The 17,414-nt window shown below is 72.8% G+C and carries 18 protein-coding genes; 16 read left to right on the top strand and 2 right to left on the bottom strand.

Annotation, left to right across the window (positions count from 1 at the left end; all coding sequences use genetic code 11):
* The 16 genes from ftsH (at nt 1) to CBOVI_RS08750 (ending at nt 14,870) form a co-directional block, all read left to right on the top strand.
* Nucleotides 1–2,118: an ATP-dependent zinc metalloprotease FtsH gene (ftsH, locus tag CBOVI_RS08825; RefSeq protein WP_043360429.1), complete on the top strand. Its 2,118-nt coding sequence runs from the start codon at nt 1–3 to the stop codon at nt 2,116–2,118.
* On the top strand, nt 2,115–2,690 hold the full coding sequence (gene folE / locus CBOVI_RS08820) for a GTP cyclohydrolase I FolE (protein ID WP_010264633.1): 576 nt from the start codon (nt 2,115–2,117) through the stop codon (nt 2,688–2,690). Before ftsH ends, folE begins: the two co-directional genes overlap by 4 nt.
* On the top strand, nt 2,690–3,562 hold the full coding sequence (folP, locus tag CBOVI_RS08815) for a dihydropteroate synthase (protein ID WP_125186240.1): 873 nt from the start codon (nt 2,690–2,692) through the stop codon (nt 3,560–3,562). The genes folE and folP overlap by 1 nt, the downstream gene beginning before the upstream one ends.
* Nucleotides 3,555–3,935 carry a dihydroneopterin aldolase gene (folB, locus tag CBOVI_RS08810; protein ID WP_010268760.1) on the top strand — a complete coding sequence of 127 codons (381 nt, stop codon included), beginning with the start codon at nt 3,555–3,557 and terminating at the stop codon, nt 3,933–3,935. Before folP ends, folB begins: the two co-directional genes overlap by 8 nt.
* Nucleotides 3,922–4,422, top strand: a complete 501-nt coding sequence (gene folK / locus CBOVI_RS08805) for a 2-amino-4-hydroxy-6-hydroxymethyldihydropteridine diphosphokinase (RefSeq protein ID WP_010268762.1) — start codon at nt 3,922–3,924, stop codon at nt 4,420–4,422. Before folB ends, folK begins: the two co-directional genes overlap by 14 nt.
* 2 nt (nt 4,423–4,424) lie before the next feature.
* Entirely contained in the window at nt 4,425–4,868 is a 444-nt protein-coding gene (locus tag CBOVI_RS08800) for a DUF3180 family protein (RefSeq protein WP_043361535.1), read from the top strand.
* 23 nt (nt 4,869–4,891) lie between these two features.
* Nucleotides 4,892–5,629, top strand: coding sequence for a DUF6779 domain-containing protein (locus CBOVI_RS08795; protein WP_125186242.1), 738 nt, complete (start codon nt 4,892–4,894; stop codon nt 5,627–5,629).
* Entirely contained in the window at nt 5,626–6,444 is an 819-nt protein-coding gene (locus CBOVI_RS08790) for a DUF2520 domain-containing protein (RefSeq protein WP_010268771.1), read from the top strand. Before CBOVI_RS08795 ends, CBOVI_RS08790 begins: the two co-directional genes overlap by 4 nt.
* Nucleotides 6,445–6,487: 43 nt before the next feature.
* Entirely contained in the window at nt 6,488–7,360 is an 873-nt protein-coding gene (gene panC / locus CBOVI_RS08785) for a pantoate--beta-alanine ligase (RefSeq protein WP_010268777.1), read from the top strand.
* A 10-nt stretch (nt 7,361–7,370) separates the two neighbouring features.
* Complete coding sequence (gene panD / locus CBOVI_RS08780) at nt 7,371–7,784, top strand: aspartate 1-decarboxylase (RefSeq protein ID WP_010268781.1); 414 nt, start codon at nt 7,371–7,373, stop codon at nt 7,782–7,784.
* Between the two features lie 112 nt (nt 7,785–7,896).
* Nucleotides 7,897–8,319 carry an RrF2 family transcriptional regulator gene (locus CBOVI_RS08775; protein WP_010268786.1) on the top strand — a complete coding sequence of 141 codons (423 nt, stop codon included), beginning with the start codon at nt 7,897–7,899 and terminating at the stop codon, nt 8,317–8,319.
* 5 nt (nt 8,320–8,324) lie between these two features.
* The gene (locus CBOVI_RS08770; RefSeq protein ID WP_010268789.1) at nt 8,325–9,431 is read left to right on the top strand and encodes a globin domain-containing protein; all 1,107 of its coding nucleotides are present in this window, start codon (nt 8,325–8,327) and stop codon (nt 9,429–9,431) included.
* 156 nt (nt 9,432–9,587) lie between these two features.
* Nucleotides 9,588–10,607 carry an HNH endonuclease signature motif containing protein gene (locus tag CBOVI_RS08765; protein ID WP_010268793.1) on the top strand — a complete coding sequence of 340 codons (1,020 nt, stop codon included), beginning with the start codon at nt 9,588–9,590 and terminating at the stop codon, nt 10,605–10,607.
* A 22-nt stretch (nt 10,608–10,629) separates the two neighbouring features.
* A complete protein-coding gene (lysS, locus tag CBOVI_RS08760) occupies nt 10,630–12,177 on the top strand; it encodes a lysine--tRNA ligase (RefSeq protein ID WP_010268798.1) in 1,548 nt (515 codons plus the stop codon).
* Between the two features lie 73 nt (nt 12,178–12,250).
* Nucleotides 12,251–13,627 (top strand): acyl-CoA dehydrogenase family protein, encoded by a 1,377-nt coding sequence (locus tag CBOVI_RS08755; RefSeq protein WP_010268801.1) that lies wholly within the window; start codon nt 12,251–12,253, stop codon nt 13,625–13,627.
* Between the two features lie 31 nt (nt 13,628–13,658).
* Entirely contained in the window at nt 13,659–14,870 is a 1,212-nt protein-coding gene (locus tag CBOVI_RS08750) for an acyl-CoA dehydrogenase family protein (RefSeq protein ID WP_010268805.1), read from the top strand.
* Here CBOVI_RS08750 and thiD read toward each other — a convergent pair.
* Together thiD and CBOVI_RS08740 are read right to left on the bottom strand one after the other, a co-directional pair.
* Entirely contained in the window at nt 14,848–15,639 is a 792-nt protein-coding gene (thiD, locus tag CBOVI_RS08745; RefSeq protein ID WP_010268806.1) for a bifunctional hydroxymethylpyrimidine kinase/phosphomethylpyrimidine kinase, read from the bottom strand. The two genes, CBOVI_RS08750 and thiD, sit on opposite strands and share 23 nt — an antisense overlap.
* Complete coding sequence (locus CBOVI_RS08740) at nt 15,636–17,336, bottom strand: AMP-binding protein (RefSeq protein ID WP_139016709.1); 1,701 nt, start codon at nt 17,334–17,336, stop codon at nt 15,636–15,638. The genes thiD and CBOVI_RS08740 overlap by 4 nt, the downstream gene beginning before the upstream one ends.
* Nucleotides 17,337–17,414 lie beyond the last annotated feature (78 nt).

The following is a 17,414-nucleotide window of genomic DNA, read 5'->3' as shown; positions in this document are numbered from 1 at the left end:
ATGGATAAGAAGAGAGTCCTGAGGATCGGCGGGATCGTGGCCGTCATCCTCGTCGCCATCTACGCCTTCAGCGTCCTCACCGACGGCACGCGCGGATACGACGAGGTCGACACGTCTGTCGCGGTGAAGCAGCTCGACGACGGCAACGTCCGCGAGGCCCAGATCAACGACCGCGAACAGGAGCTCCTGCTCACGCTCCGCTCCGACATCTCGGTCGACGGGAAGGACGGCGTCTCGAAGGTCGTCGCCCGGTACCCGGCGCGGACCGGGGGGACGATCTTCGACAAGGTCGAGAAGGCGCACCCGGACTCCTTCACGACGAAGGTGTCGAAGGACAGCATCCTCGGCAGCCTCCTCGTGACGATCGTCCCGTTGCTGCTCATGGTCGGCCTGCTCGTCTTCCTCATGTCGCGCGTCCAGGGCGGCATGGGCGGCGGCCCGTTCGGGTTCGGCCGGTCGCGGCACAAGGAGCTGACGAAGGACAACCCGGAGACGACGTTCGACGACGTCGCCGGGGCGGACGACGCCGTCGAGGAGCTCGACGAGATCCGGGACTTCCTCTCCGACCCGACGCGGTACGAGCGGCTCGGGGCGAAGATCCCCCGGGGTGTCCTGCTCTACGGCCCGCCCGGCACGGGCAAGACGCTCCTCGCCCGCGCGGTCGCCGGCGAGGCCGGGGTGCCGTTCTACTCCATCTCCGGGTCGGACTTCGTCGAGATGTTCGTCGGCGTCGGCGCGTCCCGCGTCCGGGACCTCTTCGCCCAGGCGAAGGAGAACAGCCCGTGCATCATCTTCGTCGACGAGATCGACGCCGTCGGCCGCCAGCGCGGTGCGGGCATGGGCGGCGGCCACGACGAGCGTGAGCAGACGCTCAACCAGCTCCTCGTGGAGATGGACGGCTTCGGCGACCGCCAGGGGGTCATCCTCATGGCGGCGACGAACCGGCCGGACATCCTCGACCCGGCGCTGCTGCGCCCGGGCCGTTTCGACCGGCAGATCCCGGTGACGAACCCGGACCTCGCCGGCCGCGAGCAGATCCTCCGCGTCCACGCGCGCGGCAAGCCGCTGGCCCCGGACGTCGACCTCCACTCGCTGGCGACGCGGACGGCCGGCATGTCCGGCGCGGACCTGCAGAACGTGCTCAACGAGGCCGCGCTGCTCACGGCGCGCGTCGACGGCACGGTCATCACGGCGGACGCCCTCGAGGAGGCGACGGACCGCGTCGTCGGCGGCCCCCGTCGGAGCTCGACGATCATCTCCGAGCAGGAGAAGAAGGTCACCGCCTACCACGAGGGCGGGCACACGCTCGCCGCGTGGGCGCTCACCGACATCGACCGGGTGTACAAGGTGACGATCCTCGCCCGCGGCCGCACGGGCGGCCACGCGATGACCGCCGCCGAGGACGACAAGGGCATGTACGACCGCAACGAGCTCTTCGCCCGGCTCGTCTTCGCGATGGGCGGCCGGTCGGCGGAGGAGCTCGTCTTCGGGATCCCGACGACCGGGGCGTCGTCCGACATCGAGCAGGCGACGAAGATCGCCCGCGCGATGGTCACGGAGTACGGCATGAGCCCGGAGCTCGGCGCGGTGAAGTACGGCGAGGAGCAGGGCGACCCGTTCGTCGGGCGGGGCGGCCAGGGGCAGCTCGACTACTCCCCGCAGGTCGCCGCGCTCATCGACGAGCAGGTCCGCACGCTCGTCGAGAAGGCCCACGACGTCGCGTACTCCATCCTCCGCGAGTACCGGGACCACCTCGACGTCCTCGCGGCGAAGCTGCTGGAGAAGGAGACGCTGCGGCGGCCCGACCTCGAGGCGATCTTCGGCGACATCGAGCCCCGCCGGGTGAGCGACGTCCACCACCTCCGGGACCTCGACCACCCGCAGGACTACCGCGAGCCGGTGAAGACCCCCGTCGAGCTCGCCCGCGAGCGCGGCGAGGAGCCGCCGGAGCGGTCGAACTTCTTCTCCTCCGCCCGCCGCGAGCGGATGCGCCGCCGGGAGGAGGCCCGGGAGACCCCGCGGCCCCACCCGGGGGAGGCGAACTACGGGGCCCCGCGCGGGTTCCGCCTGCCGGACCACGAACAGCCCGACCACGGCGGCAGGGAGGGCGACCGGTGACGGGCACGTTCGACCACGACCGGGCCGCGGCGGCGGTGCGTGAGCTCCTCCTCGCCGTCGGCGAGGACCCGGACCGGCCCGGCCTGCGGGACACCCCCGACCGGGTCGCCCGCGCGTACCGGGAGACCTTCGCCGGCCTGTACACCGAGCCCTCCGACGTCCTCGGGACGACGTTCGAGGAGAACCACCGGGAGCTCGTCCTCGTCCGGGACATCCCGATCTTCTCCACGTGCGAGCACCACCTCGTGCCCTTCCACGGCCACGCCCACATCGGCTACATCCCGGGGGAGTCGGGCACGGTGACGGGGCTGTCGAAGCTCGCGCGGGTCGTCGACCTCTACGCCCGCCGCCCGCAGGTGCAGGAGCGGCTGACGACGCAGGTGGCGGACGCGCTCGTCGACCGGCTCGACCCGTCCGCGGTCATCGTCGTCATCGAGTGCGAGCACATGTGCATGGCGATGCGCGGCATCCGCAAGCCCGGGGCGTCGACGGTGACGTCGGCGGTCCGCGGGACCTTCCTCGACGACGCCGCCGCGCGGGCCGAGGCGCTGACCCTGATCAGGGGGCGGTGATGGCCCACGCGGTGTACGGCGCGGACCGGACGCTCGTCATGGGTGTCCTCAACGTCACGGAGGACTCCTTCTCCGACGGCGGGGACCACGTGACGACGGCGGCGGCGCTCGACCACGCCCGGGCGCTCGTCGCCGCCGGGGCGGACATCATCGACGTCGGCGGGGAGTCGACGCGCCCGGGGGCGCGGCGGGTGGACCCGGACGTCGAGCGCGCCCGGGTCGTGCCGGTCATCCGGGAGCTCCACGCGGAGGGGGTGACGACGAGCGTCGACACGATGAACGCGGCGACGGCGGAGGCCGCCGCCGAGGCGGGGACGGACCTGCTCAATGACGTCTCGGGCGGCCTCGCCGACCCCCGGATGACGGGCGTCGCCGCGGAGACGGGCCTGCCGTTGTGCCTCATGCACTGGGAGGCCTTCCACGCCCCCGACGGCGCCGCCGCGCCGGACGACATCGTCGCCCACGTCTCCCGCCGCCTCCGCGCGGTCGTCGACCGGGCGGTGGACGCGGGCGTCGACCCGGCCGCGCTGTCCGTCGACCCCGGCCTCGGCTTCGGCAAGTCCGCGCGGGACAACTGGCGGCTCCTCCAGGGCCTGCCGGCGCTCGTCCGGCTCGGGCTGCCGGTGCTCGTCGGGGCGAGCCGCAAGCGCTTCCTCACGACGCTCCGCCCGGCGCCGGACGGCCGCCCGGGCACGCCGGCGAGCGCCGACGACGCCACCGCCGCGGTGAGCGCGATCGCCGCCTCCCGTGGCGCGTGGGCGGTGCGGGTGCACGACGTCGCCCCGAGCCGCGCGGCCGTCGACGTCGCCCGGGCCGTCGCGCTCGGCGACGGGCCGGAACCGCCGGAGGGATGGAGGGCCCGTCGTGGCTGACCGTATCGAACTGACCGGCCTGGAGGCCTGGGGCTACCACGGCGTGTACAGCGACGAGAAGGAGCACGGCCAGCGCTTCCTCGTCGACCTCGTCGTGTGGACCGACTTCACCGCGGCCGTGCGCTCCGACCGCATCGCGGACACCCTGTCCTACGTCGACCTCGCGCGGGAGGCGGTGGAGGTTGTCGAGGGGCCGGGCTACGACCTCATCGAGTCGCTCGCCGCGGCGGTCGCGGACCGGATCAACGCCCGGGAGGGCGTGTACGCCGTCGAGGTGACGGTGCACAAGCCGGACGCGCCGATCCCGTACCCGTTCAGCGACGTGCGCGTCGTCGCGCGCCGGTCCCGGAAGGCCCCCGATGTCCGCACCTGAGACCCGCCGGGCCGTGCTCTCCGTCGGGGCGAACCTCGGGGACGCGGAGGCCACGCTCCGGGACCTGCTCGCCGCGTTCCGCGCGGACCTCGACGTCGTCGCCGTGAGCCCCCTGTACGCGACGCCGCCGTGGGGGGTCACGGACCAGCCGGAGTTCCGCAACGGGGTCGTCGTCGCCGACACGACCCTCACCCCGCCGGAGCTGCTGCGGTACTGCCAGGCCCGGGAGCGGGACGCCGGCCGGGAGCGCACGCGCCGCTGGGGGCCGCGGACCCTCGACGTCGACATCGTCACCGTGCGCGTCGACGGGGAGGACGTCACGTGGGACGACGCCGCGCTCACCCTGCCCCACCCGTGGGCCCTGGACCGCGCCTTCGTCGTCGTGCCGTGGCTCGACGTCGAGCCGGACGCGCGGCTGGGCGGCACCCGGGTCGCGGACGTCGACGTCGACGCCACGGGGCTGCGCCGGATCGACGGGGGGTGGTGACGGTGCAGCCGACGCGTGTCCCCGCGCTGCTCGTGACGATGCTCGTCGTCGGCGTCGTCACGGCCGCCGCCGCGTGGGCGTGGTACGGGTCGTTCCCGCCGGTGCAGGTGCGGGACAGCCTCGTGCTGTGGGTCGTCGCCGCGGCCGCGGGGTGGCTCGGCGTCGTCGTCCGCCGGCGCATCGCCGACGGGATGGTCGGTTTCGACCGGTCGCAGTGGTCCCCGGTGACGGTGACGTGGTGCGCGATGGGCGGCCGGGCGGTCGCGTGGGTCGCGGCGGCGGTCGCCGGGGCGTACGGCGGGGTGGCCGTGTACGTGCTCGCGCACCGCGCGGAGCTCGTCGCGGCGGCGGGCGACGTGCCGGGGGTCGTCGCCGGGTGTCTCGCGGCCGTCGCGGCGACGGCCGCCGGGGTGTGGCTCGAATGCGGGTGCGCTGTCCCGCTCTAGGGTCCCGCTGTAGGGTGGTCCCCATGACTCCAGGAAACCGTGTGCCGTCGGAGGGGTCCGGCGGTGTGATGAGGATCCTCTGGTACGTGCTCTGTGCCCTCGCCCTCGCCGCGAGCGCGGTCATGGTCGTGACGGACTCCGACACGTGGCTGAAGATCGCCGTCATCGCGTCGCTGTGGGCGGCGTTCTCCGGGGCGGTCCTCGTCACCCGGTACGCCGGGTCGTTGTCGACGCTGCGCCAGCGGTCCGCCGACCTGGAACGCCGGCACCGGGCGGAGCTGGAGGAGGAGCGGCGTCGCCACCGGGAGCGGGAGCTCACCCTGGAGAACTCCTACGCGACGCGCCTCCGCGAGGACCGCGACGAGGCCGTCGCGGCACTGCGCCGGGAACTCGCCGCGATGCGGGAGCAGCTCGCGGCGCTGTCGGGCACGGAGCTGGGCGAGGAGCCCGCCGCGCTGCGGGCGACGGCGGAGCGGATCGTCGAGCTCGAACGGGAGCAGCCGGCCCCGGCCACGGCCTCCCGCCCCGGCTTCTCCACCGGGTCGTTCGCGGCCGTGCGGTGGGCCGGGTCGGACAGCGAGGAGACGGCGCAGATCCCGCTCGTCGTCAGCACCCCGCCGGCCGAGGAGGAGGACCGCGGCCACCACCGTCACCGCGCGCCGGAGACGCCGGCCGCGGCGTCGACCGGGGGCCGCCGCCGGGCGGACGCCGGCGGGCGGACGGTCGCGGAACTCATGGAGCAGCTGCGGAAGAACTCATGACGGACCGGCAGCCCCCACGCCTGAGCGTGGGCGTGATCTCCGCCGGGGCGGTCGGCACGGCGGTCGCCCGCGTCGCCCTCGCCGCCGGGCACGACGTGCGCGTCGTCTCCCGGTCGGGCACGGACCTGCCGGTGCCGGTCGTCGGGGTGGAGGAGGCCGCGCAGGCGGCACTCGTCGTCCTCGCCGTGCCGGACCCGGTGCTCCCCGAGGTCGTCGAGCGGGTCGCCCGGACGACGCGCGACGGGCAGATCGTCGCCCACACGTCCGGCGCGCACGGCTGCGCGGTCCTCCAGCCGGTGACGGACACCGGGGCGCTGCCGCTGGCCCTCCACCCGGTGATGACGTTCACCGGGGAGCCGGACCTCGCCGGCTGCCCGTGGGGGGTCACGGCGGACGGTGAGGCGGGGCTCGCGGTCGCGCAGGTGCTCGTGTCCTCGTTCGGCGGGGTTCCGGTCGTCGTCCCCGAGGAGGCCCGCCCCGCGTACCACGCGGCCGTCGCCCACGCCGCGAACCACACGGTGACGCTCCTCAGCGACGCCCTCGCGGTCCTCGACCGGGTGACGGACGCGCCGGAGACGCTGCTGCGCCGGATCGTCCCGGCGGCGGTGGAGGCGGCCCTCGACCGGCGGGAGGCGGCGTTGACGGGCCCGGCGGCGCGCAACGACGTCGCGGCGGTGCTCCGGCACGTCGACGCGCTGCGGGACCTCTGCGGTGACGGCGGGGTGACCGGGGCGTACATTCACGGTGCGGTGCGCACGGCGCAGCTGGCGGGGGCGGCGGACGTCGAGTGGGCGCTGACAGGCAGACAGTGCTGACAGGCAGACAGTGACGACAGACCCGACAGACTCAAGGAGAACCATGACCTTCCGGCCAGGCGAGGCGACGGTGTACACGACGACCGACGGCATCGGGGACCTCACCCGGGCGCTGCGGGCCACGGGGCGGCCCGTCGTCCTCGTCCCGACGATGGGGGCCCTGCACGAGGGGCACCTCGCGCTCGTGCGGGAGGCGCAGCGGATCCCGGGCGGGGTCGTGGTCGTCAGCATCTTCGTCAACCCGCTCCAGTTCGGGGAGGGGGAGGATCTCGACGCCTACCCGCGCACCCTCGACGAGGACGTCGCGAAGCTCCGCGCGGCGGGGGTGGACGCGGTCTTCGCCCCGACGGTCCGCGACATGTACCCGAACGGCCCGCGGACGACGGTCCACCCGGGGCCGGCGGGGGCGGTCCTCGAGGCGGAGCACCGGCCGACGCACTTCGCGGGGATGCTCACGGTCGTCAACAAGCTGTTCCGCCTGACGAACTGCGACCACGCGGTGTTCGGGGAGAAGGACTGGCAGCAGCTCGTCCTCGTGCAGCAGATGGTGACGGACCTCGACATGCGGGTCCGCGTCCACGGGGTGCCGGTCGTCCGGGAGGCCGACGGGCTCGCGCGGTCGTCGCGGAACACGTACCTGTCCGCCGCGGAGCGGGAGACGGCGTTGGCGCTGTCCGCGGCGCTGACGGCCGGGGCGCACGCCGCGGCGCGGGGCCCGGAGGCGGTCCTCGCCGCGGCCCGCGCGGTGCTCGACGACAGCGGCGTCGACGTCGACTACCTGGCCCTGCGAGCCCCGGATCTGGGGGAGGCCCCGGCGGAGGGCGACGCCCGTCTCCTCGTCGCGGGCCGCGTCGGCACGACCCGGCTCATCGACAACGTCGGGGTCCCGCTCGGCGCCGCGGGCGTGGAAGGGTAAGGTCCACCCCGTGTTGCGGACGATGCTGAAGTCGAAGATCCACCGGGCCACGGTCACCCAGGCCGACCTCCACTACGTGGGGTCGTGCACGATCGACCGTGACCTCATGGACGCCGCCGACCTGCTGGAGGGGGAGCAGATCGACGTCGTCGACATCGACACCGGGGCGAGGCTCACGACGTACGTCATCGCCGGCGAGCGGGGGACCGGCATCATCGGGATCAACGGTGCGGCCGCGCGGCTCATCAGCCCCGGTGACCTCGTCATCATCATCGGCTACGCCCTGTACGGCGAGGACGAGCTCGCCGACCGGTCCCCGCGCGTCGTCTTCGTCGACGGGGACAACCGCCGGGTCGAGGAGGGCACCGACCCGGCCCACGCGCCGGAGGGGTCCGGCCTGCTCGACCCGCGCACATGTGACTGAGATCATTCGCGTGGGGGTGGGCTCGACGGATGACGCCCGCGCCGGCGCGGCGTGACATTTAAAGGCGCATCCCGGATGGATCTTTTCCCGGCGGCGGCCTAGCGTCAGGGGCATGCACCTCACCACCTTCGCTGACCTGGGGCTTCGTTCGCTCATGCTCATGTCGGGCCGGCGGTCCACGGTGGGGCGGATCGCGGTCCTCGCGAACGCGTCGCCGTCCCACGTGAAGAAGGTCGTGGCCCGGCTCGTCGACCTCGGTGTCGCCGAGTCCGTCCGCGGCCGGGGTGGTGGGGTGTCCCTCGCCGAGGGTGCGCTGCGGACCGACGTCGGTTGGCTGCTGCGCGAGTTGGAGGGCCCCGGCGAGGTCGTCCGGTGCGGGGGGTGCCCCCTCGCGGACCGTGGCTGTGCCCTGCGTCACCGGTTGGCGGAGGCGAGGGAGAACTTCTTCGCCACCTTCGACGGGCAGACGGTCGGCGACCTCGTCGCCGGCACGGCCGGACTCCCGATCCACCCTCCGACCCTGACGAAGGACTGACTGCCATGCTCACGACCACCCATCCCCGCCTCACCCCGGAGCACGAACGGACGGTGCGGGAGACCCTGCCGCTCGTCGGCGCGCACATCGGGGAGATCACCCGGCTGTTCTACCGCTCGATGTTCGCCGCCCACCCGGAGCTCGAGCGGGACCTGTTCAACCGGGGGAACCAGCGCTCCGGTGGGCAGCAGAAGGCGCTCGCGGCGTCGGTCGCGACGTTCGCCACGATGCTCGTCGACCCCGGGGCGCGGCCCCCGGAGGGGATGCTGTCCCGCATCGCGCACAAGCACGTCTCCCTCGGTGTGACCGCGGAGCAGTACGTCGTCGTCCACGACCACCTCTTCGCGGCGATCGGCGAGGTTCTCGGCGACGCGGTGACCCCGGAGGTCGCGGAGGCGTGGGAGGAGGTGTACCGCCTGCTGGAGGAGGTGCTCGTCGGGGAGGAGCGGGCCCTGTACCGGCGGGCGGGGGTCGACGACGGGGACGTGTTCGTCACCGCGCGGCTGCGCGGGTCGCGGGCGCTCACCCCGCGGGTGACGGAGCTGACGTTCGACGCGCCGGGGTTCGCGGACACGCGGCCGGGGCAGTACACGTCGATCGGGGTGCGGCTGCCGGACGGGGCGCGGCAGCTGCGGCAGTACTCGCTCGTCGACTGGGACGGGCGGGGGTTCACTGTCGTGGTGCAGCGGGACGGCGAGGTGAGTTCGCACCTGCTGGACACCCTGCCGGCCACCGTCGACGCGACGCTGCCGGCCGGGGACCTCGTCCTCGCCGGTGACGAGCCGCTGGTGCTCGTCGGGTCCGGGATCGGGTCGACGCCGCTGGTGGGCATCCTGCGCGGGGTGCGGGACCGGCCGGTGACGGTGCTCCACGTCGAGCAGCCGGGCGTGGGGTACGCGCAGGAGGAGGTGACCGACCGGCTCGTCGCGGCGCTCGGCGGGGAGCACCGGCGGTTCACCGGGGAGGTCGAGCTCGCGGACCTGCCGGAGGGGGCGCGGTGGTACCTCTGCGGCGGGGAGCGGTTCCTCCGGGCGGTGCTGCCGCAGGTCGGGCGGTTCGCGCCGGCGGCGGTGCACACGGAGCTGTTCACCCCGAACGACTGGCTGGTGTGATGTCTGCCACATTGGCTGTGTGGTTCGAACGTGACAGTCGGTGAGCTGCGGGAACGGGCGCTGCGGGTGGGGGGGCGGTGTCCGGGGCGGGTCCTAGGGTGGGGGCAGCACATCGGACGTCGCCGCGGGGTGCGGCGACGGGGAAGGGGGGACCCGATGGACACCGTGGTCACTGCGCTGCGCGAGGTGACCGTCGCCGAACTCCGGCTCGCCGCGACGCTCCACGGGACAGGGTGCGTGCGGCTGCTCCGGGGGAGGGGGAGGTACGACGCCGCCGTCATGGCCCACGCCGGGGAACTCTCCCGGCGGATGCCGGACCTGTGGGAGGTGGCGGAGGACGACGGACGCCTCTCCGTCGTCCACCTCCACGTCATCTGGACCGCGGTCCGGCGCCGCACGGTGCGGTGCCCGGAGGCGACCGCGGAACTCGACTTCACGTGTGAGGTGGCGGTCATCGAGCTGCTCGACGCGACGGAGGGGCCGCTGTCCGTCGAGGACCTGCGGGACGTCCTCGAGCGCGTCCTCACGACGGCGGCCCCGTTCCTCAGCGCGGAGGCGGAGCGACGGACGCCCGGCGTCCGGCGGCGCGGCTCCCGGATCATCGTCGAGTGCGGGGACGACGTCACGGCCGGGCTGTGCATGGCGGCCGTGCGGACGGCGGCGCGGCGGCGCGGCGGCAGTCCCGTGGAGGCGGCCGTCGACCTCCTCCGCGGGTCCCCGGAGCGGGTGACCGTCCACCTCCACCTCTTCCGCGCCCTGGGCGGGCCCGGGTACGTCCCGGGCACCGGGTGGGTGAGTCCGTGCACGGCGGACCTGTGGGCGGAGGTCGCCACCCGGGTCCACCGGCACGCCGAGGTGCCCCCGGGGGTGGACCGCTACCGGCCGTCGGCGGCGGTCCGGCGGCACCTCACCGGAAGGGACGGGCACTGCCGGTTCCCCGCGTGCCGGGTGCCGGCGGACCGGTGCCAGGCCGACCACATCGTCGGGTACGCCGAGGGCGGGCCGACGGACCCGGCCAACCTGCACTGCGTGTGCCAGCACCACCACAACCTCAAGACGTGGTTCGGGTGGCGGACGCGGACGCCGGACGGGGGAGTGACGGTCGTCTGGACGGCGCCGGACGGCCGGGAGTTCACGACGCGCGCGCGGGGACCACTCGCGTTTCTGCACGAGTGACGGTCACGTAGGCTGGGGGACCATGACTGACGCGAAGAACCAGACAGACCTCCCCGAACAGCTCCGCATCCGCCGGGAGAAGCGGCAGCGGATGCTCGAGGACGGGCGCGACCCGTACCCCGTGGAGGTGGCGCGCACGCACTCCCTCCGTGAGATCCGCGACGCCTACTCCGTCGAGGAGCCCCGGGAGGGCGCGCGGGTCCTGGCGACCGGCGAGGAGACCGACGTCGAGGTCGGCGTCGCCGGGCGCGTGATGTTCGTGCGCAACACCGGCAAGCTGTGTTTCGCGAGCCTCCAGGACGGCGACGGGACGCAGCTGCAGGTCATGCTCTCGCTGGCGGAGGTCGGGGAGGAGGCGCTCGCGCAGTGGAAGGCGGACGTCGACCTCGGCGACATCGTCTCGGTGCACGGCCGGATCATCGCCTCGCGGCGCGGTGAGCTGTCCGTCATGGCGGACAGCTGGGCGATGGCGTCGAAGTCGCTGCGCCCGCTGCCGGTCGCGCACAAGGACCTCAGCGAGGACACCCGCGTGCGGCACCGCTACACCGACCTCATCATGCGTGAGGAGGCGCGCCGCAACGCCCTCACGCGCATCCGGGTCATGCGGGCCCTGCGCACCGCGCTCGAGCGCCGGGGCTTCCTCGAGGTCGAGACGCCGATGCTCCAGACGCTCCACGGGGGTGCGGCGGCCCGCCCGTTCGTCACGCACTCCAACGCGCTCGACATCGACCTGTACCTCCGCATCGCGCCGGAGCTCTACCTCAAGCGTTGCGTCGTCGGCGGCATCGACCGGGTCTTCGAGATCAACCGGAACTTCCGCAACGAGGGCGTCGACTCCTCCCACAGCCCCGAGTTCGCGATGCTGGAGACCTACCAGGCCTACGGCACGTACGACGACGGCGCCCGCACGATCCGCGAGGTCATCCAGGAGGTCGCGCAGGAGGTCTTCGGCTCGACGACGGTGACCCTCGCCGACGGGACGGAGTACGACCTCGGCGGCGAGTGGCCGTCGATGGAGATGTACCCGTCGCTCAACGCCGCGCTGCGGAAGCGGTTCGACGACCGGTTCGAGGTCACCGTCGACTCGACGGTGGAGGAGCTCACCGCCGTCGCCGACGCCGTCGGGCTCGAGGTCGGCACCGGGTGGGGGCACGGCAAGCTCGTCGAGGAGCTGTGGGAGCACATGTGCTCCGACCAGCTGGGCGGGCCGGTGTTCGTGCGGAACTTCCCCGTCGAGACGTCCCCGCTGACCCGGCAGCACCGCACGGAGCGCGGGGTGACGGAGAAGTGGGACCTGTACGTCCGCGGGTTCGAGCTGGCGACGGGGTACTCGGAGCTCGTCGACCCGGTGGTGCAGCGGGAGCGCTTCGAGGACCAGGCGCGGCTCGCCGCCGGCGGGGACGACGAGGCCATGGTTCTCGACGAGGACTTCCTCGCGGCCATGGAGCAGGGGATGCCCCCGACAGCGGGTACCGGGATGGGGGTGGACCGGCTGCTCATGGCCCTGACCGGCCTGGGTATCAGGGACACCGTGCTCTTCCCGATGGTCAAACCCGAGGCTCCCCACTGATGTGACCCCAGTCACCGGCGTGGTTTATGATGGATACATAAGTTCTCTCCCAGCGAAAGGTGGACGCCACACCATGAGCGACCGAAACAAGCGTGACGACTCGACTCCCGGACTCAACAACATCCGCCGTGACGCGGTCGGTTCGGTGATGCGGGTCCTGACCCGGTTCACCGGCTCCGATCTCGCCGCGAAGTACGGCCTCAACGAGAAGGTGGACCGGGTCGCCTACGAGTCCACGAAGACCGGCATGCGCACCCTCGGGGCCGTGAACCGGACGTTCGCCAAGTCCAAGGGCTCCGGCGACCCGGTGCGCCTCCCCTCCGAGGAGCCGGGCAAGGCCCTCTGGGACCTCACCCCCACCGAGGACCAGGAGATGATCGTCGGCGCCGTGAAGGAGTTCGCCGAGGAGCGTCTCCGCCCCGTCGCCTCCGAGTGCAACGAGAAGGCCGAGCCGGCCGAGGGCCTGCTCGACACCGCCGCGGAGCTCGGCGTCGCCCTCATCAACCTCCCGGAGGAGTACGAGGGCATCGCCACCGCCTCCGGCGCCACGACCGGCGCGCTCGTCGCCGAGGCGCTCGCCTACGGTGACATGGGCCTCGCCACCGCGATCATGGCCCCCGCCGGCGTCGCGACGACCATCACGAACTACGGCGACGACGCCCAGCAGAAGACGTACCTGCCGTCCTTCGCCGGCGAGTCGGTGCCCCCGGCCGCCGTCGTCGTCTCCGAGTCCCGCCCGCTGTTCGACCCCTTCGAGCTGCAGACGACCGCGCGCCGTGAGGGCGGCGACATCGTCATCAACGGCGTGAAGACGATGGTCCCGAACGCCGGCAAGGCCGAGCTGTTCGTCGTCGCCGTCAACCTCGACGGCGTCAACACCTTCGCCATCGTCGAGTCCGGCACCGAGGGGCTCGTCGTCGAGGCCGACCCGTCGATGGGTCTGCGCGGCGCCGCCCTCGGCCGCGTCCTCCTCAAGGACGTCAAGGTCCCGGCCGCGAACCTCCTCGGTGGCGCGGACCTCTCCGACGAGGACCGCACCGAGCAGTACGCCGAGATCATCCGCCGCGCCCGCCTCGGCTGGGCCGCGCTCGCCCTCGGCACCGGCAAGGCCGTGCTCGACTACACGAAGACCTACGTCAACGAGCGTGAGGCCTTCGGCGAGCCGATCTCCCACCGCCAGGCGGTCGCCTTCATGGTGGCGAACATCCGCATCGAGCTCGACGGCCTCCGCCTCCTCGTCCTGCGCGGTGTCTCCCGCCTGGACCAGGGTCTGTCCTTCCACCGCGAGGCCGGCCTCGCGCGCCGCTTCGCCTCCGACAAGGGCATGCAGTTCGGACTCGACGGGGTCCAGCTCCTCGGCGGCCACGGCTACACCAAGGAGCACCCGGTGGAGCGGTGGTACCGCGACCTGCGTGCCATCGGTGTCGCCGAGGGTGTCGTCGTCCTCTAACCCGCCACTCGTCACGAAGGAGACTTCAATCATGATCAACCTCGAACTTCCCAAGAAGATGAAGGCGGGCATCAACGAGGCGCACCAGGCCGCCGCCGAGATCTTCCGCCCGATCTCCCGCAAGTACGACCTGGCCGAGCACGAGCGTCCGGTCGAGCTCGACACGATGGCCTCGCTCGTCGAGGGCATGGCCGACGCCGGCCAGTCGATGGCCGGCGCCTCCGGCGGCCGCGGCGACTCCAAGAAGAAGGACACCGGCGGGGTGAAGAACGGCGGCAACATGGCCTCCGTCCTCAACGTCATCGAGACCTGCTGGGGCGACGTCGGACTGACCCTCTCCATCCCCTACCAGGGCCTCGGCAACGCCGCCGTCGCCGCCGTCGCCACCGACGAGCAGCTCGAGCGCTTCGGCAAGATCTGGGCGTCCATGGCGATCACCGAGCCGCAGTTCGGCTCCGACTCCGCCGCCGTCGCCGCGACCGCGAAGCTCGACGGCGACGAGTACGTCCTCAACGGCGAGAAGATCTTCGTCACCGCCGGTGAGCGCTCCACCCACGTCGTCGTGTGGGCGTCCGTCGACAAGTCCGCCGGCCGCGCCGCGATCAAGTCCTTCGTCGTCCCGCGCGACACCCCCGGCTTCGAGCTCGTCCGCCTCGAGCACAAGCTCGGCATCCGCGCGTCCGACACGGCCCACTTCATCCTCGACAACGTCCGCGTGCCCAAGGAGAACCTCCTGGGCTCCCCGGAGGTCGACACGAAGAAGGGCTTCGGTGGCGTCATGGCCACCTTCGACAACACCCGCCCCATGGTCGCCGCCATGGCCGTCGGTGTCGCCCGCGCGTCGCTGGAGAAGCTCCGTGAGGTCCTCACGGACGCCGGCGTCGACCTCAACTACGACGCCCCGGCGTGGGCCCAGTCCGCGGCCGCGTCCGAGTTCGTCCGCCTCGAGTCCGACTGGGAGGCCGCGTACCTCATGACGCTGCGCGCCGCCTGGATGGCCGACAACAAGCAGCCGAACTCCAAGGAGGCCTCGGAGTGCAAGGCGAAGGCCGGCCGCATGGCGACCGACCTCACCCTCCGCGCCGTCGAGCTCGCCGGCGCCTACGGCTACTCCGAGCGCGACCTGCTCGAGAAGTGGGCCCGTGACAGCAAGATCCTCGACATCTTCGAGGGGACCCAGCAGATCCAGCAGCTCGTCGTCGCCCGCCGCGAGCTGGGCCTCAGCTCCAAGGATCTGAAGTAGCCCACCCGTGATGGACGGGGCCGTGGCCCCGTCCGACATGGAGGTCCGCCCCGTGGACGATCGCCCCGTGGAGCCAGCGTGTGACCCACGCCAGCGCTTCACGGGGCGCATCCGTCACGAGGCGCGTCGCGAGCGCCGAGGACAGTGAGCAGCCGGTGCCGTGCGTCGTCGTCGTGTCGACGCGCGGCGACGGCACGTGGTGCACGCCGTCCGGGTGCACCCACACGTTCCCCGCGTCGGGCCCGCTGAGGTGCCCGGCCTTGACGACGACCGCGGTGGTGGGGGAGGCGATACGTCGGGCCTGCTCGACGGCGCCGGTGAGCGTCGTCGCGGGCTCCAGGCCGGTGAGGACGGCGAGCTCGGGGATGTTGGGGGTGACGACGCCGGCCTGCGCCACGAGCCCCCGCAGCGCCTCCTCGGCGTCGCGGGGGAGGAGCCGGTCCCCGCTCGTCGCGACCATGACCGGGTCGAGGACGGTGAGCACGTCGGGCAGCCAGTCCGCGACGGTCTCCACGGTGGCGACGTCACCGAGCATGCCGATCTTCACGGCGTCGACCTCGACGTCGTCGGTGACGGCGTCGAGCTGCTCCCGGAGGAACGCCGGCGGCGGGGTGTGCACCGAGCGCACCCCGCACGTGTTCTGGGCGACGAGTGACGTCACCGCCGCCATGCCGTAGCCCCCCGCGGCGGCGATGGACTTGAGGTCCGCGTGGATCCCCGCGCCCCCGGTCGGGTCCGTCCCCGCGACGGAGAGGACCCGGGGGATCACGCGCGGTCCTCCGCGGTCACCTCGGGGAGCTCGCGGGGCACGACCTTGCCGACCTCGTTGCGGGGCAGGCTGTCCATGAACACGTAGTAGCGGGGCACGCAGTGCCGCGCGAGCCGGTCCTTGACCTCCTGCTTCGCCCGCTCCCGGAACTCGGCCGGGTCGACGCCGTCGGCGAGGACGACGAACGCGGCGAGCGCCTGGCCGAAGTCCTCGTCGTCGACGCCGTGGACGGCGACCTCGTCGACCCCGTCCATGACGGAGATGACGTCCTCGGTCTCCTGCGGGTACACGTTCTCGCCGCCGGAGACGATCATGTCGTCGGAGCGGCCGGCGATGTAGACGAGCCCGTCCTCGACGTAGCCGAGGTCGCCGGTGGCGACGAGCCCGTCGACGACCGGCTTGTCCGCGCCCGGGCGGGTGTAGCCCTCGAAGAGCATGTCGTTGCCGACGTAGATCGCCCCGACCTCGCCCTCGGCGCAGGGCTTCCCGTTCTCGTCGACGATCTTCACGACGGTCGCCATCGGCGGCTTGCCGGCGGTCGACGGGTGCTCGCGGAGCTCCTCGGGCGTGGCGATCGTCGCCCAGCTCACCTCGGTGGAGCCGTAGAGGTTGTAGAGCACCGCGCCGAAGGCGTCCATCGTGTCGGAGATGACGCGCGGGGGCAGGGCCTCACCGCACGCGGCGATGACCTTGACACCCGGGTTGAAGTGCTCGGGGATCGCGGTGAGGAGCCGCTTGAGCATCGTCGGGACGATGGCGATGGTGTGCGGCCGGTTCGCCTCGATGAGCTTCACGGCGGACTTCGGGCTGAAGCGGCGCTGGACGATCATCGTCGCGCGGAGCGCGAGCGCCAGCTGGATCTGGGCGAAACCCCACGTGTGGAACATCGGCGCGGCGATGTAGTACGGCCGGTGGTGCCGGAGGGGGATGCGGGACATGATCGACGACGCCGGCAGGTAGGTCCGGGGTTCCGGCCGCCGGGCGCCCTTGGGGGTGCCGGTGGTCCCGGACGTGAGGATGACGGTGCGCCCGCGGCGGGGGCGGGACGGGATCGTCTGGGTGTCGGGGGAGGTGCGGAGGACCTCGTTGAGCGACGGCCAGTCGGGGTTGCGGACGGCGTGGTCGCCGTCGGCGGCCTCGCTGACGTTCTCCGCCTCGGGGTCGTCGTCGGTGTCCTCCCAGGCGATGATGACCGGGCAGGCGTCGAAGTCGCGGGGCAGGAGGGGGATGAACTCCTCGTCGAGGACGAGCAGGTCGATCTTCTGCTCCCGGATGACGGCGCGGGTCTGCTGGGCGGAGGCGCCGGTGTTGAGCAGCACGAGGTCGGTGCCGAGCCGGCCGTGGGCGCACAGGGTCATGACGAAGCCGCGGTGGTTCCGGCAGAGCATGCCGATGCGGTCGCGCTCGCGGATCCCGGAGCGGAACAGCGCCCGGGCCAGGCGGTCGGTCTGGTCGTCGAGCTCGCTGTACGTGAGCGACCCGGCGTCGTCGATGAGGGCGGCGTGGTGGGGGTCGCGGGCGGCACCGATGGCCAGGAGGCCGGCCGGGAGGAACTCCCAGTGGTGGATCGCGCGGAGCACCTTGCCGACGGTCACCGGCCCCATGGGGCTGAGGACCCCGGAACGGAACAGGGGAAGCGTGCCTTTCGCAAGGGTCGGCAGCATTCCCGGGGTGACGGCGGGCTGCGGTTGGCTCATGGGTGTCTCCTCGGATGTCATGCGGATCTGTGATCCAGACTACAGCCCACGGTCCACCTGCGGACCACAGCCGTGTTC

The organism is Corynebacterium bovis DSM 20582 = CIP 54.80 (assembly GCF_030408615.1).
Classification (GTDB): domain Bacteria; phylum Actinomycetota; class Actinomycetes; order Mycobacteriales; family Mycobacteriaceae; genus Corynebacterium; species Corynebacterium bovis.
The sequence above is the reverse complement of the archived record's forward strand: the minus strand, read 5'-3'. Positions and strand labels throughout refer to the sequence as shown.

What these genes read in the sequence shown, in the direction of transcription:
- ftsH (WP_043360429.1), top strand. Translation starts at nt 1, where the DNA reads ATGGATAAGAAGAGAGTCCTGAGGATCGGCGGGATCGTGGCCGTCATC.
- folP (WP_125186240.1), top strand. Translation starts at nt 2,690, where the DNA reads ATGGCCCACGCGGTGTACGGCGCGGACCGGACGCTCGTCATGGGTGTC.
- folK (WP_010268762.1), top strand. Translation starts at nt 3,922, where the DNA reads ATGTCCGCACCTGAGACCCGCCGGGCCGTGCTCTCCGTCGGGGCGAAC.
- CBOVI_RS08795 (WP_125186242.1), top strand. Translation starts at nt 4,892, where the DNA reads ATGACTCCAGGAAACCGTGTGCCGTCGGAGGGGTCCGGCGGTGTGATG.
- CBOVI_RS08790 (WP_010268771.1), top strand. Translation starts at nt 5,626, where the DNA reads ATGACGGACCGGCAGCCCCCACGCCTGAGCGTGGGCGTGATCTCCGCC.
- panC (WP_010268777.1), top strand. Translation starts at nt 6,488, where the DNA reads ATGACCTTCCGGCCAGGCGAGGCGACGGTGTACACGACGACCGACGGC.
- CBOVI_RS08775 (WP_010268786.1), top strand. Translation starts at nt 7,897, where the DNA reads ATGCACCTCACCACCTTCGCTGACCTGGGGCTTCGTTCGCTCATGCTC.
- CBOVI_RS08770 (WP_010268789.1), top strand. Translation starts at nt 8,325, where the DNA reads ATGCTCACGACCACCCATCCCCGCCTCACCCCGGAGCACGAACGGACG.
- CBOVI_RS08765 (WP_010268793.1), top strand. Translation starts at nt 9,588, where the DNA reads ATGGACACCGTGGTCACTGCGCTGCGCGAGGTGACCGTCGCCGAACTC.
- lysS (WP_010268798.1), top strand. Translation starts at nt 10,630, where the DNA reads ATGACTGACGCGAAGAACCAGACAGACCTCCCCGAACAGCTCCGCATC.
- CBOVI_RS08755 (WP_010268801.1), top strand. Translation starts at nt 12,251, where the DNA reads ATGAGCGACCGAAACAAGCGTGACGACTCGACTCCCGGACTCAACAAC.
- CBOVI_RS08750 (WP_010268805.1), top strand. Translation starts at nt 13,659, where the DNA reads ATGATCAACCTCGAACTTCCCAAGAAGATGAAGGCGGGCATCAACGAG.
- CBOVI_RS08740 (WP_139016709.1), bottom strand. Translation starts at nt 17,336, where the DNA reads ATGAGCCAACCGCAGCCCGCCGTCACCCCGGGAATGCTGCCGACCCTT.